Genomic DNA, 26,556 nt, shown 5'->3' with positions numbered 1-26,556 from the left:
GACGGCTCTTGCGCTCAGCGCGCGCAATAGCCGTCGAGAAACGCCTGATGCGTCGGCATCCGGCCGACTGCCCCTGCGATATTGCCCTTGAGATCGGCAAAGGCGCGCGCGAGATGCGCGTCGCTCAGCACATGCCCCATATGGTGGTAGCCGCCGGGCTCGAGCCGCTGGCCGAGCATCACTTGCAACCACGAATCCGCCTGGAACAGATCGTCGGCGGTCTGCGGCGTGAGCGCGGATTCGGCGAACAGCGCGATCCGCTGCGCGAGCGTATCGGGAATCTCCATCGTCGCGCAGCGCTGCCAGAACGGCTCGCGCCGTTCGTTCAGATGATAATGCAGGATAATGAAGTCGCGCACGCGCTCGAGTTCGGTCTCCGCCAGATCGTTGTAGCGCCGCACGACCGAATCCTTGATCCCGGCAAAGGGAAAGGATTGGATCAGCCGCGTGATGCCGATCATGATGAGATGGATGCTGGTCGATTCGAGCGGTTCGACAAAGCCGCTGGCGAGCCCGAGCGCGACGCAGTTCTTGTCCCACACGCGTTTGCGCCGCCCGGTGACGTAGCGGATCGTCCGCGGCTCGGTGATCGTCTCGCCGTCGACCTGCGCGAGCAGTTTCTCGCGCGCTGCGTCGTCCGACAGATAGTCGCTGCAATAGACCAGCCCGTTGCCGACGCGGTGCTGGAGCGGAATCTGCCACTGCCACCCGGCCTCATGCGCGATGGCGCGTGTGTAGGGTCGGGGCGGCGCGACGGCCTTGGTCTGTACCGCGAGCGCGCGGTTGGTCGGCAGCCAGTGGCTCCAATCCTCATAGCCGGCGTTGAGCGTCTGCTCGATCAGCAGCCCGCGAAAGCCCGAGCAATCGACGAACAGATCGCCGTCGATACGGCGTCCGTCGTCCAGCTCGAGCGCTTCGATGAACCCGCTCTCGGCGTTCTGCACGACACCGCCGATCTTGCCCTCGATCCGCGTGACACCGCACTTCTCGCTGAAATCGCGGAGGTAGCGCGCGTAGAGCCCGGCATCGAAATGATAGGCATAGTTGATCTTGGCGTCGTCGGCGGTGGCGAACTTGCCCGCTTCGGCGGCGGCAAGCTCGAAGCAATAGGCGCCGAGCTCGTCGGCGATCCCCGCCGCGCGGCCGCGCAGCCACATATGCTGGAAGTCGCCCATCCAGATCGACTGGCCGACGCGCCCGAACGAATGGATGTAGCGATCCCCGTCGCGCGCCCAATTCTCGAACGCGATGCCGAGCTTGAAGGTCGCCTGTGTCGCGCGCAGGAAGTCGCGCTCGTCGAGTTCGAGCAAGCGGTGGAAGGTGCGGATCGTCGGGATCGTCGCTTCGCCGACGCCGACGGTGCCGATCTCGTCGGATTCGACCAGCACGATCTCGAGCAACGGCCCGAGATGTTTCGCCAGCGCCGCCGCCGCGATCCAGCCCGCGGTGCCGCCGCCCGCGACGACGACGCGCTTGATCGTCTGGTCGGGCGAGGGGGCTGCGGTCATCGGTTGAGCCTTTGCAGAAGCTGCGCGCGCAGCCGTCGCGCGGTGAGATCGGTCAGTGGCGCGAGCGCCCCGTGCATCGGCTCGGGAAGATGCGCGGCGGGGAGATCGGCCGGGCCGAACACGTAATAGTCAAACAGCGCGCGCCATGCCTGCTTTTCGGTATCGGGCCGGTCGCGCAAGCTCAGCAAGCCGTGGAGAATGGTGTTCATCGGGCTGTCGAGGAAGCGCGGCGCGTTGTTCCACCAATAATTGACGAGCACGTTGAAGCCGTCGAGCGCCTCGACATTGTGCCACCACAAGGCCGGATAGACGAGCACGTCGCCGGGCTCGAGATCGAACACTTCCGCGCTGGCGAGCGCTTCGGCGAAACGTGGATAGCGTGCGAGATCGGGCGTACGCGCGTCGACCATGCTGACGACCTGGCCGCCCGGCGTCGGCTCGAGCGGGCCGGGATAGAGGTTGGCGATCTGCGCGGGTGGGAACAGTGTGAAGCGGCGACGACCGACGACGCAGCAGGCGATGTTGTTCGACATGTCGAAATGCGTCGCCGCGGTGGTGCGGTTGCCGATCCAGATGCTCGCGAGCGGCGTCGCGCCTGCAAAATCGACGGCGAGGTCGTTCTCGGCGCGGAAGCCCGGGAGATAGGTGTCGAGGTCGGTCGAGCCGACATACAGCGACGGCGCATCGGGCGCGTCGAGCGTCGACAGCATCCGGTCGAGATAGGCGTCGAGCGCGACGCGCGACGCGGTGAAGTTCATCCCCGTGCCGCTCTCGTCGTAGAAGAAGCGGCCGCCGATCTCGGACGCGCCGGTATAGCCGACGACTGCCGCACCGCGATCGAACCGCTTGAGATAGGCAGCGGCGGCGGCGGGACTCTCGAGCCCGGCGCGCACGATCGGCCAATCGCGCACCAAAGCGCGCAACACCACCGGACGTTGCTGCGCGATCAGCGTGGCTGGGTGGAGTGGCAGCGTCATGCCGCGCGGCGCTTGCGGTTCTTGAGCTCGATCAGCCGCGTGACATTGCCGAGCGAGGACGCGACGAGGAACGCATGCTGGAGGAACCCCGCGCGGTGCAGCGCATCGAGCGCGGCGGCGTCGAGCCGGGCGAGCCGCTCGGGTCCGATCGTGAAGCAATCGGGCACTCTGTAATGCGTCTCTTCGTCGAGCGCGATGTCGAGCGTGATCGGTTCGATCAGCTCGGCTTGCTCGAACGCGGCGAACATCGGCGCGCGCATCGCGATCCCGTCATGGATCACGCGAAGCACCTTGACGATATGGTCGAGATACGGCGACTGCCCGCCGTGCGGCAGGAAGACCGGCTGGCCATCGGCTGCACCGACGCGCGCGTGGTCGAGATCGACGTGGAGCATCGGTTCGGGTTCGCTGACGCCGTCGCGGTCGACCATGCCGATCAGGAACGGGCCGCGCTGGTGGAGCGCGGGGATGTGCCGCGCGTCCCAGCCGCGCGGATCGAGGAACAGATTCTCGTCGCGGTCGAGCCCGAGCAAGGCGACGGCATAGAAGGAACCCTCCGCATCGCGCCGAAACACGATCGGATAGTCGCGCTGCGCCGCCTCGAACTCGGTCGGGAAGACGACGCATTGGTTGACCGCATCGCCGAAGCGCGCGGCATGGCCGATGGCAACACGCAGATCGGCATGCGCGATCGTATCGAGAAGAACGGTGTTGGTCATGCTGTGATGGTCATGCAGACGTGATAATCGCCGATCGAGGGAGCGCCAAGCACGGCGCCGACAAATCGTGTCGTATCGTGCACTGGCCGGACGATGCTCCCCCCTCAAGCATCGTCCGGTCAGGCTTCACGCGCTAGAAGCGATAGCGCGCGCCGAACAGGAAGCGGCGTTGCAGCTCCTGTGCGAACCAGACGTTGTTTTCCGACCGGCCATAGGTGCGCAGGCTGGAATTGGTCAGATTGATCGCTTCGAGCGACAGCGCGATCTTCTTGTTGAGATCATAGCTGATGTTCATGTCGAGCTGACCGAACGGCTTGGTGTAGACCGGGTTCTTGTAGCTGTCGCGATTGAGCGACGAGAGGAACTTGTCGCGCCAATTGTAGCTCAGCCGCGCCGAAATGCCGTTCTTGTCGTAGATCAGCGTGGCGTTTGCGGTGTTCGACAGCCCGGTCAGCGCGAACTGGTCGATGTTCGGATCGCCGCCATTGTTGAAGCCGACATCGCCCTTCACATAGGTAAAGCTCGCCGAGACGCCGATGCCGGTGCGCCCGAAGAAATACTGGCCGGCGATCTCGAAGCCGTAGATCTCGGCGTCCTTGTTGTTGATCGGGCGCGAGATCGTGAAGTTGTAGAGCGGATCCGCCGCGGTGCCGTTGATGTCGACCGCCGAGAGGATCTGGTTGACGAACGCCTGGTCGACCGTCTTGGTCACCGCGCTGTAATGCGCGTTGAACTGGCTTGCCGCGGCCGAGGCACCATCGCGTTGGAGCAGCGCCGAGTAGGTGAACAGGTTGACGTCGCTGATATCGGCGCCGAGTGCGCTGAGCGCGGCCTTTGCCGCCCCCGACGTCGTCCCCGCAGCACCCGAACTTGGGTCGCGCAGGCCGAACAGGCTGCCGTTCGACAGGCCGGTGCCGATGAAATTGTGCACACGCTTGTCGAAGAAGCCCGCCGAGACATAGCTGTCGGGCTTGAAGTAATATTCGAACGACAGATCGATATTGTCCGAAATCAGCGGCGCCAGGTTGGTGTTGCCGGTGTTGGCGGTGGCGACGCCGCCGATCGCCGTCGGCCGCCCTGGCGCGAACACGCTCGTCGAGGAGAAGAGGTTGTCGTAATTCGGGCGTGCGATCGTCCGGCTCGCCGAGAAGCGACCGATCAAGTTGCGCTTGAGTTCGACCTGGAAATCGAACGACGGCAGGATGTTGTCGTACGATCCGATCGCCACCAGCGGTTGCGGGGTCGATCCGACGGTGATCGTGAAGTCGTTGTCGGCGACCCAGGCGATTTGCGTCGGCACGGCCTGGAGCGAGGTCGCGACGTCCTTGGTGTGCTCGTAGCGGCCACCTGCGACGAGGCTTGCTTCGTGGCCCGCAATGTCGCCCTTCCAGGTGACTTGCGCATAACCCGCGTAGATCGTTTCCTTGACCGAATTGTTCTGGTTGGCGGTGATCGAGATCGCGTTGCCCGTCTTGGCATAGGCCGGCGACAGCGCATTGTAGAGCTTCAGTGTATCGCCGCGGAACGCGATCAGGTTCGCGCCGCTCGCCTTGGGGTCGTAGCTGCTGAACTTGCACAGCAGGCAGAATTGCTGGAGCACGCCCGGCGCGAGCTTCTGGACGTCGCCGGGGAAATCGACGCTCCAATTGCCCAGCGTCTGCTGCGTCGACACGAGCTGCTGGTTGGTGTCGCTGTCGCGGTACAGGCCGCCAAAGTCGAACCGGCTCCCTCCGCCCAGATCCCAGCCGAGGTCGGCGCGGAGTTCCTTGACCTTCTGCTTCTGGCTCGTGGAGTACGTGCGCGCGATCGACGAGCCGACGTCGTTGACGTCGAGGATGCCGTTATGGTTGCCGCCGGGGAGCGTGGAATCGTTGACGACGATGTCCTGCACCGGGATCAGCCCGCTATAGTCGACCGAATGCGCCGAAATGACGGTCGCGCCGAGACCGACCAGGGTCGAGCTGGTGCCGTTGGGGTTGTTCGGCAACACCGACGATTTGCCGTAATGCCCGTCGATCGACAGCGTCAGATTGGGGGCGATGTCCCATTTGGCGTTGAGGCCGTAATCCTCGAGCTGGTTCTTCTGCGCGCGCGCCTGCTGCTCGAAGCCGGTGTCCTTCACGCCGGCGATCGTCTCGTGGAGATAGGTCGTCGTCGCGACCGCCTTGTTGCTGTCGAAGGTGACGACGTCGAACGGGCGGTTGAACCAGTTCGATTCATCCGAGCGCTGCTCGCTCTGCAGCGTGCGCGCGTAGAGCGCATCGGCGGTGATCGTCAGCGAGTCGGTCGGCTTGAACTGGACGATCGCCTGGCCGTTGAGCCGCTCATACTTGTTGTCGGAGAAATGATAGCGGCTGTCGTTCGGTACCGAGACCAATTGCTTGGGATCGGCCGGCTTGTTGTTGATCTTGGTGGCGGCGTTGACGAAGCCGTTGCCCGGATCGAGGAATTCGGACAGCGTCTTGATGTTCCACGCGTTCGACGTTGCCGACACCGTCGAGAAATGGCGTTGCTGATAGCTGCCGAACAGCGAGATGCCGAAGGTCTGGTCGGGGTTCGACCAGCTGGCGAGTCCGGTGACTTCGGGTGTCACCACCGACCCGCAATCGACGCAGTCGCTCGCGCTGGTGTCGTAGTTGAGCTTGCCGCCGAGCGACCCGTTGAAGCCCGACGTCCGCGAATCGAGCGGGCGGCGCGTAACGACGTTGATCGTCGCGCCGATCCCGCCCGAGGGGACTGCGGCGCGGCCGGTCTTGTAGACTTCGAGCGTCTTGACGCCTTCCGAAGCGAGGTTCGAGAAATCGAACGAGCGCGTCACGCCAACCGCGCCATCGGCGCTTTCGTCGCCGCCGACGGTCTGGACGTACGACGAGGCGAGCGTGCGTCCGTTCAAGGTGACGAGGTTGAAGCTCGGGCCGAAGCCGCGGACGGTGACTTGCGCGCCCTGGCCGTTGACGCGGTCGATCGACACGCCGGTGATGCGCTGGAGCGACTCGGCGAGGTTGGTGTCGGGGAACTTGCCGATATCCTCGGCCGAGATCGCGTCGACGATGCCCGTCGAATTGCGCTTGATCGAAATCGAACGTTCGAGCGAGGCGCGCACGCCGGTCACGACGATGTCGTCGGGGTTCGTGGCGGGGTTCGCCGCTTCGGGCACTGCATTGGTCGCGGTGGCGCCCTTTTCGGGAGCGAGCGTGCCTGGGGCTGTATCGGCCTGTGGCGTGCCTTGTTGCGCGGCAACGGGTGCTGCCTGCGCCTGCGCGGTCTGTGGAAGTGCGAGTCCGGCGGCGAGCGCGATGAGCGAAGCCGACCACACTTGGGCCGACGCGTGATGATAGGCCTTCATGGACCCCTCCCTGCTGTGTGCGGCCTTATCTGGCCGCTCCGATGACATGCCGACCCCCTGCTGAACCGGCTGGGATAGCGCTATCCTTTTGTCCTACGTTGTCAAGATGAATCTCCGGGTCGCACCGGCGGGGACGGGGAGGCGCGCATCGCCAATATCGTGTGCAGATGCGAGGAAAACGTACATCTTAAAGCAGATTATGGTCTGTTGAGTGCTTTCGCGCCTCGATCCGAATGTGGGCGACCGGGCAGCCTTCCCCTTTTACCGCTAGGGATGCCGTGCGCTTTCTTATGTCAACGCAGTCATACCCTCTAGCGTGAGGGCGGGCGATCTGGTCTATTCCGCGCTCCTCTGGATCGGGATGGCATGAAGCGAACAACGATTGTCGACGTAGGGCGGCTCGCCGGTGTGTCGGCCAAGACGGTATCGCGCGTGCTCAATGGCGAGCCGCATGTCAGCGCGGACGTCCAGCAGCGCGTCCGCGCGGCCGCCGACACGCTCGATTACCACCCCAATGTCTTCGCCCAGGCGCTGGTGCGGCGCAAATCGAACATGATCGGGCTGGTGTATGAGAACCCCAGCCCAAGCTATGTCGTTGAATTGCAACGCGGCGTGCTCGAGCGGCTGACCAACGAGCGCTATCGCTTAGTGGTGATCCCGATCCGCTCGGTCCAGGAAAATGCGAGCGAAGTCGTCGGTCTGCTGCGTTCGGCCGCGCTCGACGGCGTGGTGCTGGCGCCGCCGGCGTCGGACCATCCGCTGATCCTCAAGCAGTTGCACGAAGCGCGGATCTTCTGCGCGCGGATCGCGCCGACGCGGATGATCGACGCCGCGCCGAGCAATCTGGTCGACGATGTCGCCGCCGCGCGCGAGATCGCGGCGTATGTCATCGGCCTTGGCCACCGCGACATCGCCATCATTCGCGGAGATGCGACGCATCCGTCGAGCGAGGCGCGGATGCTCGGCTATACCCAGGCGTTCCACCAGGCGGGGCTCGAACTCAAGTTCGACCGGATCGAGCCTGGCTTGTTCACCTTCGACAGCGGGCTCGCCGCGGCGCGCCACATCCTCGCACGGCCCGACCGGCCGACCGCGATCCTCTCGCAGAACGACGACATGGCGGTCGGCGCGATGATGGCGGCGCGCGAGTTCGGGCTGTCGATCCCCGGCGATCTGTCGGTCGTCGGGTTCGACGATTCGGAAGTGTCGCGGATCACCTGGCCGCGGCTGACGACGGTGCGCCAGCCGGTGTTCGAGATGGCTGTCGCAGCGACCGAGATGGTGATCGCCCAGCTCGAGGATCGCGCGCCGATCGCGCGGATCCTCCACCCGCATACGCTGATGATCCGCGAATCCGCCGCAACCCCGCGCGCCTGATGCTGCGCCGTTTCGAAGCGTGGTTTTATGGCGTCGGCGATCTCGGCTTCAACTTCGTGTGGCAGTCGATCGAGCTGTATCTGCTATTCTACTATATCCGTGGGCTCGGCATCGCGCCTGCGGTCGCCTCGGCGATCTTCCTGGCGGGGGCGGCGGTCGACTGGCTGACCGATCCGCTGATCGGTGCGGTGGCGGATCGGCTGGCACCGCGGATCCCGTTGCGCGCCTGGGTCTCGATCGGCGGTCCGCTCTCGGTGCTGTTGCTGTGCCTGGCCTTCGCGCCGCCGCCAGTGCCTGCGGCGTGGGTGCCGGGCTATGCGCTCGTCACTTATCTCGCGCTGCGCTTTGCTTACGGCCTCGGCAACATCCCCTACGGCGCGCTTACCGCGCGGCTTTCCCCCGATCCTGCCGATCATCTCAAGCTGACCGGCGCGCGGATGCAGGGCGCGGCGCTCGGCGGGTTGATCGCTGCGTTGACGTACGCGCTGCTCCCGGCGGACCGCAGCGGCGGCGCCGATTTCCGGCTCGGCGCACTGATCCTTGCCGGGCTCGCGATGCCGGCTTTCTTCGCGACGAGCTTTGGCACCACCGAACGCGTCGTGCCGCGCGCGGCGCCACCGCGGCGGCTTGGCGGCGCGGTCGCGGCGATGGTGGCGCTGCTCGTCCGGTCGGCGGCGTTGCGGCGGTTGATCGTCACGATCCTGCTCGTCGGACTGACGATGACGCTGATCAACAAGTCGCTGCTGTTCCTGTTCGACCAGATCGGCGCGCGGCGGCTCGGTTATTACGTCGCGCTCGTCCCCGCGCTGTCGCTGTTGCTGACCGCGCCGTTATGGGCGCGGCTCGCGCTGCGCGCCGGGCAAGTCGCCACGCTCCGGATCGCGGCGGTCGCGCTGATGGTGGCGGTCGTGCTGCTGCTCGTCGGGCGCGGTGTCGCGCCCGATCTGGTGTGCATCACGCTGGCGATCATCGCGGGGCAGGGGATGTCGGTGATGTTCTGGTCGCTCGTGCCCGCGACCGTCGCGGCGTGCGAGCGGGCCGATACCGATGGCGGCTATGCGGTGCGCGTCTATGCGATGGCGACGATCGCGCGCAAACTGGCGCAAGCGCTTGCCCCGCAAGCGATTGCAATCGCGCTGTATCTGCCCAATGGCGCGCTGCTCGTGGCGATCGCCGGGGTCGCGCTGCTGACGGTGCTGGCAGTGATCTTCTATCCCCCGGTCGGGCCGGAAAACGACCGCACACCGGCTTGACAGCGCAATGTCAACGTTGTCAATGCGATCCGGCCAAGTGCCGTGCGCCCACGACACGCGGGCCATCGAATTTGAAGCGGAGCTGGAGGGGATATGAGACGCGAATTTGCCTGGGGCACCGCGCTCGGTGCGTGCCTCGCTGCGAGCGCGGCGATCGCTGCGCCGAATGCGGCAGACCCGGTCGTGCATCCCGCCGTCTGGCCGAGCGTCGCCTGGCCGGTCGCGCCGATCGCCGCCGACGAAGCGCGGATCGCGACGCTGCTTTCGCACATGAGCGTCGAGGAAAAGGTCGGGCAGATCCTCCAGCCCGATATCGACAGCATCACCCCCGATGAAGTCCGCCGCTATCATATCGGCTCGGTGCTCAACGGCGGCAATTCGGGGCCCAACAAGGACGATTTCGCGCCGGCGCCGAAATGGCTCGAACTCGCCGACCAATTCTATGCCGCTTCGGTCGATCGTTCGGCGGGTGGGCACGGCATCCCCATCCTGTGGGGCACCGACGCAGTCCACGGCCACAGCAACATCGTCGGTGCGACGCTGTTTCCGCAGAATATCGGGCTCGGCGCGACGCGCGATCCTGCGCTGATCGAGCGGATCGGCGCCGCGACTGCGGTCGAGATCCGCACGACGGGGCAGGAATGGACCTTCGCGCCGACGATCACCGTGCCGCAGGATTATCGCTGGGGGCGCGCCTATGAGGGCTATTCGTCGAACCCCGATCTCGTCGCCAGTTACGCTGGGCGGATGATCGTCGGCTTGCAGGGGCGGCCCGACGGCAGCCGGATCCTCGCCGGCCCGCACGTGCTCGCGAGCACCAAGCATTTCATCGCCGATGGCGGGACCTTCGAAGGTCACGACCAGGGCGACGCGCGGATCAGCGAGACCGAGCTGCGCGACGTCCACGGCAAGCCCTATGTCCCCGCGCTCGAAGCCGGTGTCGGCACCGTGATGACGAGCTTTTCGAGCTGGCAGGGGCAGAAGATCGGCGGCAGCAAGGGGCTCGTCACCGACGTGCTCAAGGGCCGGATGAATTTCGGCGGCTTCGTCGTCACCGACTGGAACGCGCACGCGCAGATCGCGGGGTGCAGCCTCGACAATTGCCCGCAGGCGATCAATGCCGGGGTCGACATGTACATGGCGCCCGACAGCTGGCGCGGGCTCTACACCTCGCTGCTCGCGCAGGTGAAGGACGGCACGGTGCCGATGGCGCGGCTCGACGATGCCGTCGCGCGGATCCTGCGGGTCAAGCTGCGGCTCGGGCTGTTCGAGGCGGGCAAGCCGTCGTCGCGCGCGCTGGCTGGCGACTGGCGCCAGCTCGGCGCGCCCGCGCACCGCGCGATTGCGCGCGAGGCAGTCGCCAAGTCGCTCGTGCTGCTCAAGAATACCGGCGTGCTGCCGCTCAAGCCGTCCGCGAATATCCTGGTGGCGGGTGACGGCGCCGACGACATCGCACGGCAATCGGGCGGCTGGACGCTCAGCTGGCAGGGCACTGGGCTCAGCAACGCGATGTTCCCCGGCGCGACGACGCTGTGGGGCGGGATCGCCGCTGCGGTCAAGGCCGGCGGCGGGCAGGCCGAACTCGCACCCGACGGAAAGTATACGCGCAAGCCCGACGCTGCGATCGTGGTGTTTGGCGAGACGCCCTATGCCGAATTCCAGGGCGACATAAAGTCGCTCCAGCTGCGCCCCGAATTGCGCGCACCGCTGGCGACGATGCAGCGGCTCAAGGCGGCGGGGATCCCGGTCGTCGCGGTGATGCTCACCGGGCGGCCGCTGTTCGTCAATCCGATGCTCAATGCGGCCGACGGCTTCGTCGTCGCGTGGCTCCCGGGGAGCGAAGGGGCAGGGGTCGCCGACCGGCTGTTCGCGGCGCCGGGCACCGCCGCGCCGTTCACGGGCAAGCTCCCCGCCGACTGGCCGCTGACCGCCAAGCCCGGCGGCCCCAAGCTCTATTCGTTCGGCTATGGCCTGACCGGGCGCGAGCCGCGCGCCGCGTGGAAGCCGCTGTCCGAGGAGGCCGGCGTGGTCGATCCGGGCACCGACGGCGTCTTTCTCAAGGCCGGCGTGGCGACGCCGGGCTGGTCGCTGCGCGTCGGCGATGCGACGGCCATGACCGCGATCACGAGCGTCCCCGCCCAAGCACTGGCGGGACGGATCAAGGTCACCGCGATCGATTACGGCGTGCAGGAAGGCGCGCGGCACTTCTCGCTCGCCGGGGGTGCGCCGCAAGCGATCGAACTGCGCAGTTCCGACCCCGTCGACCTGTCGCGCGAAAGCAATGGTGATGTGATGCTGCTCGCGACCATGCGGCTCGACGCGCCGCAGGGCAGCGATCTCACGCTCGGTGTGACCTGCGGGACGGGCTGCGGCGGGTCACGCCCGCTTCCGGCGGGCACGCTGCCGGTCGGGAGATGGCGCGTCGTCGGCATCCCGCTCAAATGCTTTGCCGCTACCAACGGGCGCACGGGTGCCGACGTCAAGGCGATCGACGCGCCGTTCGTGCTGCGCACCAGCCAGACGCTCGAGATCAGCCTTGCGCGCGTCTCGCTCGGGATGGTCGCCGACGACGTGCTGGCGTGTCAGCCGTGATCCGCGCGCCTCACGCAGCGCGCGGCGGTGCGTCCGATTCGCGGCGGATCAGCGTATAGGCGATCCGGACGTGCGGCTCGGCAATCTCGCCCGGCGCCGTGCTCCGGTCGAGCCGCAGCGCCTCGACGAGCAATTCGACCGCCATCCGCGCCATGTCGGTGACGGGCTGGCGGATCGTGGTGAGTTCGGGCCAGATCGTCGTCGCGAGCGCCGAATCGTCGAAGCCGACGACGGCGAGATCGCGCGGCACGTCGAGCCCACGGCGATGCGCCACCGCGATCGCGGCAGCGGCCATGTCGTCGTTCGCCGCGAAGATCGCGCTCGGCGGCTCGGGCAGGTCGAGCAGCCGTTCGGCCGCTTCCAACCCCGAGCGATAGGTGAACAGCCCGTCGGCAATGAGCGCGTCGATGATGGGCAGATCGAGATCGGCGAGTGCCGCACGATAGCCTTCGAGCCGCTCGGCGCTCGCGGTCTGGTTGGGCGCGCCGGTGATGAAGCCGATCCGGCGGTGGCCGAGATCGCCGAGATGCCGCGTCATGTCATAGGCCGCGCGGCGATCGTCGATGCTGACCGACAGCGCCCAGCCCGGCGCACGCCCGGTCGAAATCGCCACCACCGGGATGCCGCGTTCGTGCAACGCCTCGAGCACCAGCGCCGAGTCGCATAGCGGCGGCGGCAGGATGATGCCGTCGATCCGCCCACGCGTGAGATGCTCGATCGCCGCGATCTCGGTGCCGGTCTCGCATTTCTCGATCAGGATCTGGACCGTCTGGCGGCTCGCCTGGTCGAGACAGCCGATCAGGAACTCGCTGAAATAGAAGAAGCTCGGATTGGTGTGGAGCACGCCGATCCGCACATCCTCGCCGCCCGCGAGCATCCGCGCGGCGGCGTTGGGCGCATAATTGAGCGCGGCGATCGCTGCCTCGACGCGTTCGCGCGTTGCCGGGCGCACGCTGGCCTTGTCGTTGATCACACGCGACACCGTCATCGGCGAAACGCCGGCCCGCGCCGCGACGTCACTGACCGTCGGGACATTGTGCTGGCGGCGTGAGCTGCGGGGTTCCTTCATGCGCGTCCTTTCGGAGCCGACCCTATGGCGGAGCGATGGCATGCGGCAAGTCGCAGTTACAGGTGCGCATTTACACGAGGGGGTGCAAAGCGCCTGTGCGATGTCGATGGCGCTTGCCCCCACCCCGTGCAATCGGGCATGCGCTCCCGATGACGTTTCAGGTCGATATGGGCCTCGACGCGGGCGGCGCTTCCGTTCCGATCGATCTCGAAGAATTGCTGGCGACGCGGTTGCTCGTGCAGGGCAATTCGGGCTCGGGAAAGTCGCATCTGCTGCGCCGGCTGCTCGAACGCAGCGCGGGGCAAGTGCAACAGATCATCATCGACCCCGAAGGCGATTTCGTCACGCTCGGCGAGAAATACGGCCATATCGCGATCGCCGCCGCTGACTATTCGGTCGCCGAGGTTGCGCGCTTCGGCCAGCGGATCCGCGAGCATCGCACCTCGGTCGTGCTCGATCTCGAGGGGCTCGAGATGGAGGGGCAGATGCGCTGCGCCGCGGCCTTCCTCGGCGCGCTGTTCGATGCGCCGCGCGAGCATTGGTATCCCGCGCTCGTCGTGGTCGACGAGGCGCAGGTGTTCGCGCCGTCGATGGGCGCCGAGGTGACCGAAGAGGTCCGCCGCGCGTCGCTCGGCGCGATGACCAATTTGATGTGCCGCGGGCGCAAGCGGGGCCTCGCCGGGATCATCGCGACGCAGCGCCTCGCGAAGCTTGCCAAGAATGTCGCGGCGGAAGCGTCGAACTTCCTGATGGGGCGCACCTTCCTCGACATCGACATGGCGCGCGCGGCCGATCTGCTTGGGATGGAGCGGCGCCAGGCCGAGCAGATCCGCGATCTGCCGCGCGGCACCTTCCTCGCGCTCGGGCCAGCGGTGTGTCGCCGGCCGATCGCGATCAAGGTCGGTTCGGTCGAGACCGGCTCGCGCGGCGGCGGCCCGGTGCTGACCCCGCTGCCGCAGCCGCAGGCGAGCGATATGCGGCAATTCCTCTTCGCCGAGATGGAGGAGCCAGTGCGCCCACCGCCGCCCCCGCCGCGCGCGGCGCCGGCCGAATATGTGCTCGACCAGATCGAGACGGTGCCTACGTCCGAGCCGGCGCGCGATGTTCCCAAGCGCGACCCCGAGGAACTCGCGCGCGTCGTGACCGATGTGCTGCGCGCGATCGTCGAGGATCGCGATTCGAGCACGCGTCCGGCCGCCGTGCTCTACCAGGATTTCCAGGTGCGCTGCCGCATGGTCGGCGTGCATCCGGCACCGCTGTCGTCTTCGGGCTTTTCGCGCCGGCTCGCCGCGGCACGCGCGGGGATCTTCGACGGGCTCGACGGCGATTGGGCCGAGGCGATCGCGATCGCGCATGATCTGCCCGACGAGATGCTCGGCTGCTTCCTGCTGATCGCGCGGGCCGCGCGCGAGGGGCTCCCCGCACCGACCGACGAGGAGATCGCGCATACCTATGGCACGAGCTCGCTCGGCCGTGCGCGGCGCGTGATCGGCTATATCGAGGGGCGTAACCTGCTGGTCACGCGGGTCGATCTGTCGGGCAAGCGGTCGCTGACGATCCCCGCACTGGGCTGGACGACAGCGGCAGCCGACGCCGCATGACAAAGCGTTCAGGTCGCGCGCCAGCGGTTGCAGTGCGGGACGGCGCGGCCTAGGGGCGCTCGATGGCATCCGCCTCCTATCAGTCCACGTCGGATCGCCGCCGCGTTCGCGGGATCGTGCTCGCACTCGTGGTCGAGGCGCTGGTCGGGTTGCTGCTGCTCCAGCTCGGCACGGGCGTTTTCACCAAGGTCGAGAAGCAGCCCAAGCTCACCACTTTCGACGTGAGACCGATCGGCCCACCGCTCGAGAAGACCGCCTCGAAGACCAAGGTCAAGCAGCAGCAGAAGAAGGTCGTGACGACCGCGTCTGCCGCACCGCCGCCGCCGACCGTCCCGCCAATGCCCAAGGCGCCGCTTCCGTCCAAGCTGATCCAGCTCAGCCCGCAGGATTTTGCCGCGTCGGATATCGGCAAGATCCCCTCGGCCAAGGGCGAGGGCAGCGGCGAGGGCACGGGCAAGGACAGCGTCGCGGCGTACGGCCCGGGGCAGGGGCCGGGCGGCGGATCGCTCTACAATGCCGAATGGTATCGCGAGCCGAGCGATGCCGAGCTCAAGCCCTATATGCAGGAATATATGAAGGGCGATGGCGGCTGGGCAATGATCGCGTGCAAGACCGCGCCCGATTATCATGTCGAGAATTGCCGCTCGCTCGACGAATCGCCGCCTGGCGGTGGCCTGTCGCGCGCGCTGCGGCTCGCGGCGTGGCAGTTCCGCGTGCGGCCGCCGCGCGTCAACGGCAAGCCGGTCATCGGCGCGTGGGTCCGGATCCGCTTCGACTTGATCTCGGGCTTCAAGAAGTAGCGGGCAGCGCCTCGAGATAGGCGCGCACGTCGGCGGCGATCGGCTGCGCCGCGCCGGTCGGCAAATGGACGTTGACGATCGTCATGTCGATCGTGGTGTGGAGCGCCCCCGTCTCGGCATGGCAGAGCTCGAAGCGCTGCGTCAGGCTCGACGAGCCGATTCGCGCGATCCGCACGAACGCCTCGATCGTGTCGCCCCACACGAATGGCTTCAGGTAATCGATCGCGGTGTGGCGAACGTGGAATTCGGTGTGCGTCCACGCCTCGCCGAGCGCCGCGCCGATCCCGGTCCAGTCCCAGTAATCGGTCGCCGCGACATCGGCATATTCGAGGTAGCGCGAGTTGAAGACGACCTTCTGGCCGTCGATCTCGGCATAGCGGACCTTGAAGCGAGTCGAGAAGGCAAAGTCGGGACGGGTCATCAGAACAGCAACTTCAGGCCGACCGCGGCAAGCACCGCGGCGAGGATGGGGGTGAGGAAGCGATCCGACACGCGGCTCGCGACCAGGCTACCGACGATGATCCCGGGGATCGAGCCGATCAGCAGCGAGACGAGCAGCGCGCCATCGACCGACCCGAGGATCCAATGCCCGATTCCGCCGAGCAGCGTCAACGGCACGGCGTGTGCGATGTCCGAGCCGACGAGCCGGTTGACCGGCATCAGCGGGTAGAGGATCAGGAGGGCGGTCATGCCGAGCGCGCCCGCGCCGACCGACGTCAGCGAGACGAGCACGCCGAGCACCGCGCCGAGCAGCACCGTCAGCCGCGCGAGCCGCCGCGGCCGCACGGCGCCGAGCCGCCGGCTGAGCGCGGCGACGATCCGCGCGCGGAAGATCGTCGCCAGACCCGACACCAGCAGCGTGATGCCGAGCGCGACCGAGATCGCGTGGCCCGTCTTGGCCGATTGCTCGCCGGCATAATGCAGGATCACGAGCGTGAGCAAAGCGGCGGGGACGCTCCCCGTCGCGAGGCGGCGCACGACGGTCCAGTCGACCGTCCCGCGCCAGCCATGCACCGTGGTGCCGACGGTCTTGGTCGCCGAGGCATAGAGCAGATCGGTGCCGACCGCAGTCGCCGGATGGAAACCGAAGGCGAGCACGAGCAGCGGCGTCATCAGCGAGCCGCCGCCGACGCCGGTCAGCCCGACGACCAGCCCGACGAGCACGCCGGCCATCGAATACAACAGATTGATATGCATCGGCGTAGGCGTCAGCCGGTCTTGGCGGGGGTGTTGACGCCCATCGACAGCAGATATTTCTTCACGTTGCGCGCGGCCTGGCGCAGCCGCTGCTCGTTCTCGACCATCGCGATGCGCACGAAACCTTCTCCATTCTCGCCATAGCCCACCCCTGGGGCAACCGCGACGCGTGCGTGAGTCAGCAATTGTTTGGAGAACTCAAGGCTACCTAGGTGCGCGAGCGCCGGCGGGAGCGGCGCCCAGGCGAACATCGACGCGCGCGGCGAGGGGATATCCCACCCGGCGCGGCCGAAGCTGTCGACGAGCACGTCGCGGCGCTTGTGATAGAGCTCGCGATTTGTCGCGACGATGTCCTGCGGGCCGTTGAGCGCGGCGCACGCCGCGGCCTGGATCGGGGTGAAGGCGCCGTAATCGAGATACGATTTCACGCGGCTCATCGCCGCGATCAGCGTCTTGTTGCCGACCGCGAAGCCGATCCGCCAGCCCGCCATCGAATAGGTCTTGCTGAGCGACGTGAATTCGATCGCGATGTCCTTGGCGCCGGGCACTTGCAGGATCGAGGGCGTCGGATTGCCGTCATAATACAACTCGGAATAGGCGAGGTCGGAGATGATCCAGACCTTGTTCTCCTTCGCCCAGGCGACGAGCCGCTCGTAGAAAGCGAGGTCGACCGCTTCGGCCGTCGGGTTCGACGGATAATTGACGACGAGGATCGACGGACGCGGGACGGTGAAGGCCATCGCGCGCTCGAGCGAATCGAAATAGGCGTCGTCGGGCGTCGTCGGCACCGCGCGGATCGTGGCGCCTGCAATGATGAAGCCGAAGGTGTGGATCGGGTAGGACGGGTTGGGCGCGAGCACGACGTCGCCGGGCGCGGTGATGGCGGTGGCGAGGCTGGCGAGGCCTTCCTTAGATCCCATCGTCACGACGACTTCGGTGTCGGGATCGACATCGACGCCGAAGCGGCGACCGTAATAGTTCGCTTGCGCCTTGCGCAGCCCCGGAATGCCCTTCGACTGCGAATAGCCGTGCGCGTCGGGTTTGCGCGCGACTTCGATCAGCTTTTCGATGACATGCGGCGGGGGCGGCAGATCGGGATTGCCCATGCCGAGATCGATGATGTCTTCCCCGCTCGCACGCGCTTCCGCTCGCATCGCGTTGACTTCCGCGATGATGTACGGGGGCAGGCGCTTGATGCGGTAGAAATCGTCGGACATTGCGGAATTCCGGTTCGAGGAGACATTTCCTTACGCGCGCACCTTACGGTCTCGCGCGCGCTTCGTCACCCGGCTTTGCGCCCAAGGGTGTTAGCGGGGTTGCTGGCAGGGCGGATCGGGCTAAGGTCGGATGCGTCAAGCGTAGAGGATGCCATGGCCGACACACCCCCTCCCGCCATGCCGAGCCTGGCGGACCTGCAGCATTGGACCTGGCTGTTGGGCCGCGCACAGCAGATGATGATCGAACAAGGGTTCGACGCGATCCGCGCAAGCGACTCCGGCCTGCCCGCAATCCCCGGCCTGACCGATCCCGAGACGCTCGCGCGGACGCGCGATTTCTGGAGCGAGAGCCTGACGCTGTGGCAGCGCCTGCTGATCCCCGGGCAGGCCGAGCCGGTCGCCGAAACCCCCGCACAGGCGCGCGACAAGCGCTTCAAGGATCCGCGCTGGCGCGAGAACCCGCTGTTCGACTGGATCCGGCAGAGCTATTTCCTGTTTTCGGACCAGATGCTCGCGCAGGTCGAGGCGGTAAAGGGCGTCGACGACAAGCAGCGCGAGCAGATGCGCTTTGCCGCGCGCGGCTTCCTCGATGCGGTCAGCCCGTCGAACTTCCCCGCGACCAACCCCGAAGTGCTCGAGAAGACGCTCGAGACCGGCGGGCAGAATCTGCTCAAGGGCTTGCAAAACATGCTCGCCGATCTCGCCAAGGGGCAAGTGACGCATACCGATGCGAGCGCGTTCGAAGTCGGCCGAAATTTGGCGGTGACGCCGGGCAAGGTCGTCCACCGCACCGATCTCTACGAGTTGATCCAATATACGCCGACGACCGAAAGCGTGCTGTCGACGCCGCTGGTGATCTTCCCGCCATGGATCAACCGCTTCTACATCCTCGACCTGACCCCCGAGAAGAGCTTCATCCGCTGGGCGGTCGAGCAAGGCATCACCGTCTTCCTCGTCTCGTGGCGCTCGGCCGATGCGAGCATGAAGGACGTGGCGTGGGACGACTATATCGCCGCGCAGATCGAGGCGATCGACTTGATCCGCACCGGGCTCGACGTGCCCGCGGTGCACACGATCGGCTATTGCGTCGCGGGCACGACGCTTGCGGCGACGCTGGCGATCCTCGCGGCGCGCGGCGAGGCGGACAAGGTCAGCACCGCGACCTTCTTCACCGCGCAAGTCGATTTCACCAAGGCGGGCGAGCTGCTCCACTTCGTCGCCGACGATCAGATCGCCTTGCTCAAGACGCTGACCCCCGACGGGTTTCTCGACGGGCGCTACATGGCGTCGGTGTTCAACCAGCTGCGCGGGCGCGACCTGATCTGGAATTACGTCACCAACAATTATCTGCTCGGCAAGGACTATGCGCCGTTCGACCTCCTCCACTGGAACGGCGATACGACCAACCTGCCGGCGGGCTGGCACATGCGCTATCTGCTCGATCTGTACCGCGACAATCTCCTCGCCAAGCCGGGCGCGCTGAGCGCGCTCGGCGTGCCGATCGATCTCGGGCGAGTCGAGACGCCCGCCTATATCCAGGCGGGGCGTGAGGACCATATCGCGCCGGCCGAGAGCGTGTGGGCGCTCACCGAGCATTTTCGCGGCGAGCGCAAGTTCGTGCTGGCGGGATCGGGGCATATCGCGGGCGTGGTGAACCCGCCGAGTGCGGGAAAATACCAATATTGGCTCAATCCCGCGCCTGTCACCACCTTGGCGGACTTCATCGCGGGTGCTGTCGAGACCAAGGGCAGCTGGTGGCCCGACTGGCTCGGCTGGCTGCGCAATCACGGTGCCGACAGCGTCGCCGCGACGGGCGCACGTCAGCCGGGCGGGGGCGGTCTGCCGGTGCTCGACGATGCGCCGGGACGCTACGTCCGGGCGCGCTGACCGATGGGGTGAAGCGCCTGCGAAGGCAAGTCGTTACGCTTATGTTGCAGTGCAACATTTCGCTTGTTCGTGTCGTGTTTCCGGCGTATATTGCGGCGCAGCAATAGAGCAGGAGCAATCCCGTCATGGCCAGCAACGACCCGAAGTCCCCCGCGACCCCGCCCTCGATCGCATCGATCGCCGCTGCGGTTGCTGCGCCGTCCGACTCGGTTCCCGCCGCTCTTGCCGCTGCAAAGCCTGTCGCGAAGAAGCGCGCCGCCGCTGCACCCAAGCCAGCATCAGTGACCACCGCGCCTGCAGCCGTGGCTTCGCCAGTCGAGCCGGTTGCGCCAGTCGCCGCGGTTGCACCGCCAGTCGCGCCCGTTGCACCGCCGAAGCCGGTGATCGAGGCGCTCGCGCCCGTCTTGCCCGCGCCCGCCTTGCCGGTGTCTGCCCCCATTACCACGCCAGCCCCAACCCCCGTCGTCGCAGCCGCGGCGGCCGTCGCTCAGAAGGAAGCCAAGATCATGGAAACCGTACAGTCCGCCGCTGACACCACCCAGGCCCGTGCGCAGGCGATGATCGCCGACGTCAACGATCGCACCAAGACCGCAATGGAAAAGGGTTCGAAGATGATCGAAGAGATGAACGAATTCTCGAAGGGCAACATCGAGGCGCTCGTCGAATCGTCGAAGATCGCCGCCAAGGGCATCGAGACGATGGGCCAGGAAGCCGCCGAATATGGCCGCAAGCAGCTCGAGAGCGCGACGGCTGCGATGAAGACGCTGTCGAGCGTCAAGTCGCCGACCGACTTCCTCAAGCTCCACAGCGACTTCATGCGCAGCGCATTCGACGCGATGGTCGCCGAAACCTCGAAGAACACCGAATCGATGCTCAAGCTCGCCGGTGAGATCGCCCAGCCGATCTCGAACCGCGTCGCGCTGGCAGCCGAGAAGATCAAGGTCGCCGCATAAGCCCGCGCGATCTTTCGATAAGTGGGGGCGGTCCGGCGACGGGCCGCCCTTTTCGTATCCGAGCCCCTTGCCCTTCCCCCCGGCAATGCCATATTTTGGCGACACATGATCGACAGCACCCGAATCTCGATGGCGGAACGCCGTGACGATGGCACCGATGACGGGGACGGCACCGGCGCCGGGGTCGCAACCCGGACGCGTTCCAAGACCAAGGAGCCCACGCCGTACCGCGTGCTGCTGCTCAACGACGATTACACGCCGATGGAATTCGTCGTGCTCGTGCTGCAGCGCTATTTCCGCATGGACATGGAAGCCGCGACGCGCGTGATGCTCCATGTCCATCAAAAGGGCGTCGGGGTGTGCGGCACCTTCAGCTACGAAGTTGCCGAGACCAAGGTGACGCAAGTGATGGATTTTGCGCGGCAGAACCAGCATCCGCTGCAATGCACGCTCGAAAAGGCCTGAGCGCGGCGCCGCCTCAGTTCGCGGGCGGCAACCAATCGAGATTGAGCTTGGCGTACCGGTCGATGTAATTCGCGGTACGCAGCATCGCGCGCTCGTCGAGAAAGCTGATCCGCCCGCTTTCGCGCGCGATCAGCGCTTCCTCCTCGAGCTGGCGCAGCATGCGATTGACATGGACCGCGGTGAGCCCGGTCGCGTCGCCAATCTCTTCCTGCGTCAAGCCGAGCACGAAGCTGGCCGTGCCGTCGACCTCGGTCTGCATGCGGTTGCGCATCTCGATCAGGATCGCCGCGACACGCGCTTTGGCCGATGTCCGGCCGAGCGCTGCCAGCCGGTCGGTCAGCGCTGCACGCTCGATCTGGTTATAGACCATGATCAGCGCGGCGAGCCGTGGATGCTCGGTATACAGCGCGGCGAAGGCCGATCGCTCGAACGGGGCGACGATACACTCGGAGACTGCCGTGATCGTCTCGGGCGCCTCGCGATAGATCATGCTCGCGGTCGCCAGCATGTCGCCGGGGAAATGGAAGCGCAAAATCTGCCGGCTGCCATCGTCGAGCAGCACCGAGCTCATCATCGTCCCCTTGCGCAGGATATAGACGTCGCCGGTACGATCGCGCTCGCGGTGCAGCGTCATCCCACGGCGGACTGGCCGCTCACGCTCCTCCAACCGTGCCAGCGCGAGCCGTTCGTTTTCGCTTAACACGACCATCCCGGTCAAACGGTCGGCGAAGTAACTTCCTGGCACGCGCGAAAAATCCCCCTTGATTAGGTGCACAAAGCAGCGCGCAAGAAACAATGCATTAAAATCGATCAACCGGTCGAGACGCGTGTTTCACCTTTATAACACGGTGTAACCTGCTTGCGCCTTTCAGGCGAGGCGATAAACGAGGGCATGGACCGTATTCTCATTCGTGGCGGCAACCGCCTTTCTGGCCGCATTCCCATTTCCGGGGCGAAAAACGCCGCGTTGACGCTGATGCCGTGCGCATTGCTGACCGAAGAGCCGGTCACGCTGCGCAACTTGCCGCGGCTCGCCGATGTCGACAGTTTCGGGCATCTGCTCAACCAGCTTGGCTGCTCGACCCGGATCGAGGGCGCGCGCCCCGAGGATTTCGGACGCGTCATGACGATCCGCGCGGGCAAGCTGACCGCCACCGAGGCGCCGTACGACATCGTGCGGAAAATGCGCGCGTCGATCCTCGTGCTGGGCCCGTTGATCGGGCGTGCGGGCGAGGCAACGGTGTCGCTGCCGGGCGGCTGCGCGATCGGCAATCGTCCGATCGACTTGCATCTCAAGGCGCTCGAGGCGATCGGCGCGCAGCTCGAGATGGCGGCGGGCTACGTCAAGGCGATCGCGCCGGGCGGGCGACTGTCGGGCGGCATCTACGCCTTCCCGATCGTCTCGGTCGGCGCGACCGAGAATGTCGTGATGGCAGCCGTGCTCGCCAAGGGTGGCAGCCGGATCGAGAATGCCGCGCGCGAGCCCGAGATCGTCGATCTGTGCAATCTGCTCGTCGCGATGGGCGCGAAGATCAACGGGATCGGCACCGAGACGCTCGAGATCGAAGGCGTCGACCGGCTCCACGGCGCGACCTATCGCGTGATGCCCGACCGGATAGAGGCGGGCAGCTATGCGTGTGCCGCCGCGATCACCGGGGGTTCGGTCGAACTCGTCGGCATCAAGATGGACGACATGCGCGCGACGACCGCCGCGCTGATCGAGGCGGGCGTCACGCTCGAGGAGCGCGGCGACAATCTGCTCGTCTCGGCCTCTGGCGAGATCAAGCCGCTCACGCTGTCGACCGCGCCGTTCCCGGGCTTCGCCACCGACATGCAAGCGCAGTTCATGGCGATGCTGTGCATGGCCGACGGCGCGAGCGTGCTGACCGAGACGATCTTCGAGAATCGCTACATGCACGTGCCCGAGCTCGCGCGGATGGGCGCGAACATCGAAGTCCACGGCCGCACCGCGGTGGTCCGCGGCGTGCCCAAGCTGACCGGTGCGCAAGTGATGGCGACCGATCTGCGCGCGTCGATGAGCTTGATCATCGCCGGGCTCGTGGCGGACGGCGAGACGCAGGTCAGCCGAGTCTATCACCTCGACCGCGGCTATGAGCGGCTCGAGGAGAAACTGAGCGCAGTCGGCGCCGACATCGAGCGTGTCGGCGACGGCTGAGGGCTTCCCTACTCGGCGGGCGCCTGTGCGACATAGGCGTCGAGCCGGGCAAGATGCGCGGTGACGGCAGCGTCGGGCAGGAACGAGCCGAGGAAGCTGTTGCGCGCGAGCGTGACGAGATCGTCGCGGCCAAGGCCGCGTGCCGCCGCGATCGCGCGGTAATTGTCCGCGATATACCCGCCGAAATAGGCCGGATCGTCCGAATTGACGGTCGCGCGAAGCCCCTCGCGCAGCATTCGGTCGATCGGATGCGCGGTCATGTCGTCGACGACGCACAGCTTGAGGTTCGACAGCGGGCACACCGTCAGCGTCATGCCGCTGCGCGCGAGCCGCGTGACGAGCAGCGGATCCTCGAGGCTGCGATTGCCATGGTCGAGCCGGTCGACGCCGAGCAGGTCGAGCGCTTGATAGACGTACTCGGGCGGACCTTCCTCGCCGGCATGCGCGACGAGCTTGAGCCCCAGCGCGCGCGCCTGCGCGAAGACGCGCGCGAATTTCTCGGGCGGGTGGCCGAGCTCGGACGAATCGAGGCCGACCGCGCCGATCCGGTCGACCCACGGCCGTGCCGCATCGAGCGTGGCGATCGCGTCGGCTTCGTCGAGATGCCGCAGGAACGACAGGATCAGCTGCACCGACATGCCGTGCTTGGCCTTGGCTTCGTCGATCGCCGAGAGCAGGCCGGTGATCACCGTCTCGAACGCGACGCCGCGCGCGGTGTGCGTCTGCGGGTCGAACATGATCTCGGCATGGACGACGCCGTCGGCGGCCGCACGATCGAAATAGGCGGCGGCGAGGTCGTGGAAATCGCGGGCCTCGCGCAGCACGTCGGCCCCGGCATAATAGATGTCGAGAAAATCCTGCAGCCGCGAGAAATTGTAGGCCGCGCGGACATCCTCGACGCTGGCGAACGGGATCGCGATGCCGTTGCGCTTGGCGAGCGCGAACATCAGTTCGGGCTCGAGGCTGCCCTCGATATGGAGGTGGAGTTCGGCCTTGGGCAGGCCGGCGATGAAGTCGGAATCAATCATCCCGCCGTCATCGCCCGATCACGGCTGCGCGGCAAGGGTTCAGCGCGTTCGCGTCCAGGTCTGGCGCTTGCAGCCGAAGCCCGCGAGCAGGCAGCCTTCGCCGACGAGCGTGTCGGGTCCGGTCTGCTCGATCGTCCCCGTGACGGTCTGGCCGATGTCGGGGATCAGCACGCTGCCGTTCCACAACCCGCGGCGCTGCTCGACGAAATCGCTGAACAGCATCGTGCCGACCAGCGGCCCGCCACCACCGCGTTCGGCATCCGATTGCGCCTTGGGGCTCGCCCAGACGATCTTGCCGCACATCGCGCGGCCGCACTTCCGGAACACGACGCGAACCGACTTTTGCGGGTTGGTCCATGTGCCGGTCGGCGGCGCGGCGAGCACCGCTTCGGGGAGCAAGGCCAGCATCGCTGCGGCCAGCGTCATCATCATCGGTCGCATCGCACACCTTTCACAAGCGGGGTCTGCGGCGCTGTAGCGCCGCAGACCTGTCCCCCCGTTGAACGCGTCAGATCGCGTCGAGGGCCTGCGCGAAATCGGCGATGAGATCGTCGGCATCCTCGACGCCGATCGAGATGCGCACGAGATTGTCGGTGATGCCGAGCGCTTGCTTGCGCTCGTCGGCGACCGACAGATGCGTCATCGCCGCCGGATGCGAAGCGAGCGTCTCGGTGCCGCCGAGCGACACGGCGAGCTTGGCGATCTTGAGCGCATCGAGGAAGGCGAAGGCTTCCTTCTCGCCGCCTCGCACGATCAGCGAGAAGGTCGAGCCAGCGCCGGTGCAGTGGCGCGCGTAGATGTCGGCCTGGCGCTCCATGCCGGGGCTGTCGGCGAGGAAGCCGAGATAGCCGACGCGTTCGACCTTGGGGTGGCCGCGCAGGAAGCCGCAGACTTTGACCGCATTCTCGCCCGCGCGGCTCATCCGCAGTTCGAGCGTCTCGAGGCTGCGCATCAGCATCCACGCGGTATTGGGGTCGCAGATCGTGCCGATCGTGTTGCGCATCAGCCGGATCGTGTTGATGTGCGCCTTCGATCCGAGCACGCCGCCCGCGACGAGATCGCTGTGCCCGCCGGCATATTTGGTCAGCGAATAGACGACGATGTCGGCGCCGTGCTGGAGCGGCTTGAGCCACAGCGGCCCGAGGAAGGTGTTGTCGATCGCGATCGGCGGCTTGGCGTCGCCGGTGAAGATCGCGTCGCGACTCGCCGCCACTGCCTGAATGTCGACCAAGGCGTTGGTCGGATTGGCGGGGCTTTCGAGATAGATCAGCGCGACATTCCCAGTCGCCGCCTCGGTCATCACCGCATCGATCTCCTCACGCGTCGCGCCCGCCGGGAAATCGAGCCACTTCACGCCGAAGCGGCCGAGGATGCGCGCGATCAGCGTCTCGGTCGCGGCATAAAGCGGGCCCGAATGGACGATCGTGTCGCCCGGCTTGACCATCGACAGGAACAGCGTCGCAATCGCCGACATGCCGCTCGAGAAGACGAGCGCGTCCTCGGCCTCTTCCCACACGCCGAGGCGATCCTCGAGAATCTCCTGGTTCGGGCCGTTGAAGCGCGAATAGACGAGGCCTTCCGAGCCGCCCGGGCGCTTTCCGGTGACGCCTTCGAAGTGGCGCTTGCCCGCGGCCGCATTGGGGAAGACGTAGGTCGAGGTGGCGAAGATCGGGGGCTTGAGCGAGCCTTCGGACAGCGCCGGGTCATAGCCGTGGCCCATCATCAGCGTCGATGGTTTCAGCTTGCGGTCGCCGATCTTCTCGATCGACGGCTTGGGCTTGGTGCGCGGGGCGACGCCGGTCAGATCGGCTTCGGTTTCGAGTTTGTCGGCCATGCTGCGTCCTCGCTAAAAATACGGTAGGATCGTGTACCGCGAGATAGTGTCAATTGAAACCATCTGCGCGGTGGAGCGACGGGGGGACGGGACATGGCGGTTGCGGTGGTTTCTGTGCCGGTGCGCGATCCGGCGGCGGCGTTGGATTTTTACACGCGCGTGATCGGGCTCGCGGTGCTGCGCGACGAGCCGATGGGGCCCGGCATGCGCTGGATCCAGCTCCAGCCCAGCGATGGTGGCGCGACGATCGCGCTGGTGACGTGGTTCGATGCGATGCCGCCGGGCGGCGTGCAGGGGCTGATGCTGGGGGTCGACGATGTCGATGCCGAATATGCGCGGATCGGCGCGCTGGGCGTGCCGCTGTCGCCGGTCGACGCGCAGCCGTGGGGGCGCTTCACGATGCTGAAGGACCCCGACGGCAATGGGCTGATCCTGACGCAGCTGACGACGCCCGAGGAATTCAGAACGCGGTGATGACCGGGCACGCCCCTCCCCTTCAGGGGAGGGGTTGGGGTGGGGCAGTAACGGGCGCCACGCTCGGTGAGACACGGCCCCAC

At 66.5% G+C, this 26,556-nt stretch carries 22 protein-coding genes; 10 read left to right on the top strand and 12 right to left on the bottom strand.

The genetic code is table 11. The features are described from left to right. Positions 1–14: 14 nt before the first annotated feature. The 4 genes from IE187_RS11075 to IE187_RS11060 form a co-directional block, all read right to left on the bottom strand. Entirely contained in the window at positions 15–1,508 is a 1,494-nt protein-coding gene (locus tag IE187_RS11075) for a tryptophan halogenase family protein (RefSeq protein WP_189676324.1), read from the bottom strand. Next, entirely contained in the window at positions 1,505–2,485 is a 981-nt protein-coding gene (locus IE187_RS11070) for a cupin-like domain-containing protein (protein ID WP_189676323.1), read from the bottom strand. Before IE187_RS11070 ends, IE187_RS11075 begins: the two co-directional genes overlap by 4 nt. Further along, the gene (locus IE187_RS11065) at positions 2,482–3,204 is read right to left on the bottom strand and encodes a SapC family protein (protein WP_189676322.1); all 723 of its coding nucleotides are present in this window, start codon (positions 3,202–3,204) and stop codon (positions 2,482–2,484) included. Before IE187_RS11065 ends, IE187_RS11070 begins: the two co-directional genes overlap by 4 nt. A gap of 133 nt (positions 3,205–3,337) precedes the next feature. After that, positions 3,338–6,550 (bottom strand): TonB-dependent receptor, encoded by a 3,213-nt coding sequence (locus IE187_RS11060; RefSeq protein ID WP_189676321.1) that lies wholly within the window; start codon positions 6,548–6,550, stop codon positions 3,338–3,340. 366 nt (positions 6,551–6,916) lie between these two features. Here IE187_RS11060 and IE187_RS11055 point away from each other — a divergent pair, with 366 nt between their 5' ends. From IE187_RS11055 to IE187_RS11045, 3 genes are all read left to right on the top strand, one after another. After that, positions 6,917–7,927, top strand: a complete 1,011-nt coding sequence (locus IE187_RS11055; RefSeq protein ID WP_189676320.1) for a LacI family DNA-binding transcriptional regulator — start codon at positions 6,917–6,919, stop codon at positions 7,925–7,927. Beyond that, complete coding sequence (locus tag IE187_RS11050; protein WP_189676319.1) at positions 7,927–9,180, top strand: MFS transporter; 1,254 nt, start codon at positions 7,927–7,929, stop codon at positions 9,178–9,180. The genes IE187_RS11055 and IE187_RS11050 overlap by 1 nt, the downstream gene beginning before the upstream one ends. A gap of 93 nt (positions 9,181–9,273) precedes the next feature. Continuing rightward, on the top strand, positions 9,274–11,772 hold the full coding sequence (locus IE187_RS11045; protein ID WP_189676318.1) for a glycoside hydrolase family 3 protein: 2,499 nt from the start codon (positions 9,274–9,276) through the stop codon (positions 11,770–11,772). A 10-nt stretch (positions 11,773–11,782) separates the two neighbouring features. Here the strand turns inward: IE187_RS11045 and IE187_RS11040 are convergent, their stop codons facing one another. After that, positions 11,783–12,841, bottom strand: a complete 1,059-nt coding sequence (locus IE187_RS11040) for a LacI family DNA-binding transcriptional regulator (protein WP_189676317.1) — start codon at positions 12,839–12,841, stop codon at positions 11,783–11,785. A 149-nt stretch (positions 12,842–12,990) separates the two neighbouring features. Here IE187_RS11040 and IE187_RS11035 point away from each other — a divergent pair, with 149 nt between their 5' ends. Both IE187_RS11035 and IE187_RS11030 read left to right on the top strand, forming a co-directional pair. Continuing rightward, a complete protein-coding gene (locus IE187_RS11035) occupies positions 12,991–14,442 on the top strand; it encodes a helicase HerA domain-containing protein (RefSeq protein ID WP_189676316.1) in 1,452 nt (483 codons plus the stop codon). Between the two features lie 62 nt (positions 14,443–14,504). Then, positions 14,505–15,242, top strand: a complete 738-nt coding sequence (locus IE187_RS11030; protein WP_133191528.1) for a hypothetical protein — start codon at positions 14,505–14,507, stop codon at positions 15,240–15,242. Here IE187_RS11030 and IE187_RS11025 read toward each other — a convergent pair. Genes IE187_RS11025 through IE187_RS11015 form a run of 3 tightly spaced genes read right to left on the bottom strand, consistent with a single transcriptional unit; the run spans position 15,232 to position 17,656 of the window. Further along, positions 15,232–15,663, bottom strand: coding sequence for an acyl-CoA thioesterase (locus IE187_RS11025; RefSeq protein ID WP_133191529.1), 432 nt, complete (start codon positions 15,661–15,663; stop codon positions 15,232–15,234). The two genes, IE187_RS11030 and IE187_RS11025, sit on opposite strands and share 11 nt — an antisense overlap. After that, on the bottom strand, positions 15,663–16,439 hold the full coding sequence (locus IE187_RS11020) for a sulfite exporter TauE/SafE family protein (RefSeq protein WP_133191530.1): 777 nt from the start codon (positions 16,437–16,439) through the stop codon (positions 15,663–15,665). Before IE187_RS11020 ends, IE187_RS11025 begins: the two co-directional genes overlap by 1 nt. Before the next feature lie 11 nt (positions 16,440–16,450). Next, positions 16,451–17,656: an LL-diaminopimelate aminotransferase gene (locus IE187_RS11015; RefSeq protein WP_189676315.1), complete on the bottom strand. Its 1,206-nt coding sequence runs from the start codon at positions 17,654–17,656 to the stop codon at positions 16,451–16,453. 153 nt (positions 17,657–17,809) lie between these two features. Between IE187_RS11015 and IE187_RS11010 the strand changes: the two genes are divergently transcribed. From IE187_RS11010 to clpS, 3 genes are all read left to right on the top strand, one after another. Then, a complete protein-coding gene (locus IE187_RS11010) occupies positions 17,810–19,543 on the top strand; it encodes a PHA/PHB synthase family protein (RefSeq protein ID WP_189676314.1) in 1,734 nt (577 codons plus the stop codon). A 125-nt stretch (positions 19,544–19,668) separates the two neighbouring features. After that, complete coding sequence (locus IE187_RS11005) at positions 19,669–20,496, top strand: phasin family protein (RefSeq protein WP_189676313.1); 828 nt, start codon at positions 19,669–19,671, stop codon at positions 20,494–20,496. A gap of 129 nt (positions 20,497–20,625) precedes the next feature. Further along, the gene (gene clpS / locus IE187_RS11000) at positions 20,626–20,961 is read left to right on the top strand and encodes an ATP-dependent Clp protease adapter ClpS (RefSeq protein ID WP_133192162.1); all 336 of its coding nucleotides are present in this window, start codon (positions 20,626–20,628) and stop codon (positions 20,959–20,961) included. Positions 20,962–20,974: 13 nt separating this feature from the next. Here clpS and IE187_RS10995 read toward each other — a convergent pair whose 3' ends face one another. Then, a complete protein-coding gene (locus tag IE187_RS10995) occupies positions 20,975–21,670 on the bottom strand; it encodes a Crp/Fnr family transcriptional regulator (RefSeq protein WP_133192163.1) in 696 nt (231 codons plus the stop codon). A gap of 183 nt (positions 21,671–21,853) precedes the next feature. Between IE187_RS10995 and murA the strand changes: the two genes are divergently transcribed. After that, the gene (gene murA, locus IE187_RS10990; protein ID WP_189676312.1) at positions 21,854–23,137 is read left to right on the top strand and encodes a UDP-N-acetylglucosamine 1-carboxyvinyltransferase; all 1,284 of its coding nucleotides are present in this window, start codon (positions 21,854–21,856) and stop codon (positions 23,135–23,137) included. Between the two features lie 8 nt (positions 23,138–23,145). Here the strand turns inward: murA and IE187_RS10985 are convergent, their stop codons facing one another. The 3 genes from IE187_RS10985 to IE187_RS10975 all read right to left on the bottom strand — a co-directional run bounded on the left by IE187_RS10985 (position 23,146) and on the right by IE187_RS10975 (position 25,999). Further along, positions 23,146–24,165, bottom strand: a complete 1,020-nt coding sequence (locus tag IE187_RS10985) for an adenosine deaminase (RefSeq protein ID WP_189676311.1) — start codon at positions 24,163–24,165, stop codon at positions 23,146–23,148. A gap of 39 nt (positions 24,166–24,204) precedes the next feature. Continuing rightward, entirely contained in the window at positions 24,205–24,597 is a 393-nt protein-coding gene (locus IE187_RS10980) for a DUF2147 domain-containing protein (RefSeq protein ID WP_189676310.1), read from the bottom strand. 76 nt (positions 24,598–24,673) lie between these two features. Then, complete coding sequence (locus IE187_RS10975; protein ID WP_189676309.1) at positions 24,674–25,999, bottom strand: cystathionine gamma-synthase family protein; 1,326 nt, start codon at positions 25,997–25,999, stop codon at positions 24,674–24,676. 93 nt (positions 26,000–26,092) lie between these two features. Between IE187_RS10975 and IE187_RS10970 the strand changes: the two genes are divergently transcribed. Beyond that, positions 26,093–26,473 (top strand): VOC family protein, encoded by a 381-nt coding sequence (locus tag IE187_RS10970; protein WP_189676308.1) that lies wholly within the window; start codon positions 26,093–26,095, stop codon positions 26,471–26,473. The last annotated feature ends 83 nt before the right edge of the window (positions 26,474–26,556 follow it).

The sequence above is a fragment of the Sphingomonas glacialis genome, from assembly GCF_014653575.1.
Classification (GTDB): Bacteria; Pseudomonadota; Alphaproteobacteria; order Sphingomonadales; family Sphingomonadaceae; genus Sphingomonas; species Sphingomonas glacialis.
This window is presented reverse-complemented; position numbering and strand designations above follow the sequence as displayed.

Bases quoted from the DNA above. Each gene is read 5' to 3' on its own strand.
- IE187_RS11075 (WP_189676324.1), bottom strand. From the start codon at position 1,508: ATGACCGCAGCCCCCTCGCCCGACCAGACGATCAAGCGCGTCGTCGTC.
- IE187_RS11070 (WP_189676323.1), bottom strand. From the start codon at position 2,485: ATGACGCTGCCACTCCACCCAGCCACGCTGATCGCGCAGCAACGTCCG.
- IE187_RS11065 (WP_189676322.1), bottom strand. From the start codon at position 3,204: ATGACCAACACCGTTCTTCTCGATACGATCGCGCATGCCGATCTGCGT.
- IE187_RS11060 (WP_189676321.1), bottom strand. From the start codon at position 6,550: ATGAAGGCCTATCATCACGCGTCGGCCCAAGTGTGGTCGGCTTCGCTC.
- IE187_RS11055 (WP_189676320.1), top strand. From the start codon at position 6,917: ATGAAGCGAACAACGATTGTCGACGTAGGGCGGCTCGCCGGTGTGTCG.
- IE187_RS11050 (WP_189676319.1), top strand. From the start codon at position 7,927: ATGCTGCGCCGTTTCGAAGCGTGGTTTTATGGCGTCGGCGATCTCGGC.
- IE187_RS11045 (WP_189676318.1), top strand. From the start codon at position 9,274: ATGAGACGCGAATTTGCCTGGGGCACCGCGCTCGGTGCGTGCCTCGCT.
- IE187_RS11040 (WP_189676317.1), bottom strand. From the start codon at position 12,841: ATGAAGGAACCCCGCAGCTCACGCCGCCAGCACAATGTCCCGACGGTC.
- IE187_RS11035 (WP_189676316.1), top strand. From the start codon at position 12,991: ATGACGTTTCAGGTCGATATGGGCCTCGACGCGGGCGGCGCTTCCGTT.
- IE187_RS11030 (WP_133191528.1), top strand. From the start codon at position 14,505: ATGGCATCCGCCTCCTATCAGTCCACGTCGGATCGCCGCCGCGTTCGC.
- IE187_RS11025 (WP_133191529.1), bottom strand. From the start codon at position 15,663: ATGACCCGTCCCGACTTTGCCTTCTCGACTCGCTTCAAGGTCCGCTAT.
- IE187_RS11020 (WP_133191530.1), bottom strand. From the start codon at position 16,439: ATGCATATCAATCTGTTGTATTCGATGGCCGGCGTGCTCGTCGGGCTG.
- IE187_RS11015 (WP_189676315.1), bottom strand. From the start codon at position 17,656: ATGTCCGACGATTTCTACCGCATCAAGCGCCTGCCCCCGTACATCATC.
- IE187_RS11010 (WP_189676314.1), top strand. From the start codon at position 17,810: ATGGCCGACACACCCCCTCCCGCCATGCCGAGCCTGGCGGACCTGCAG.
- IE187_RS11005 (WP_189676313.1), top strand. From the start codon at position 19,669: ATGGCCAGCAACGACCCGAAGTCCCCCGCGACCCCGCCCTCGATCGCA.
- clpS (WP_133192162.1), top strand. From the start codon at position 20,626: ATGGCGGAACGCCGTGACGATGGCACCGATGACGGGGACGGCACCGGC.
- IE187_RS10995 (WP_133192163.1), bottom strand. From the start codon at position 21,670: ATGGTCGTGTTAAGCGAAAACGAACGGCTCGCGCTGGCACGGTTGGAG.
- murA (WP_189676312.1), top strand. From the start codon at position 21,854: ATGGACCGTATTCTCATTCGTGGCGGCAACCGCCTTTCTGGCCGCATT.
- IE187_RS10985 (WP_189676311.1), bottom strand. From the start codon at position 24,165: ATGATTGATTCCGACTTCATCGCCGGCCTGCCCAAGGCCGAACTCCAC.
- IE187_RS10980 (WP_189676310.1), bottom strand. From the start codon at position 24,597: ATGATGATGACGCTGGCCGCAGCGATGCTGGCCTTGCTCCCCGAAGCG.
- IE187_RS10975 (WP_189676309.1), bottom strand. From the start codon at position 25,999: ATGGCCGACAAACTCGAAACCGAAGCCGATCTGACCGGCGTCGCCCCG.
- IE187_RS10970 (WP_189676308.1), top strand. From the start codon at position 26,093: ATGGCGGTTGCGGTGGTTTCTGTGCCGGTGCGCGATCCGGCGGCGGCG.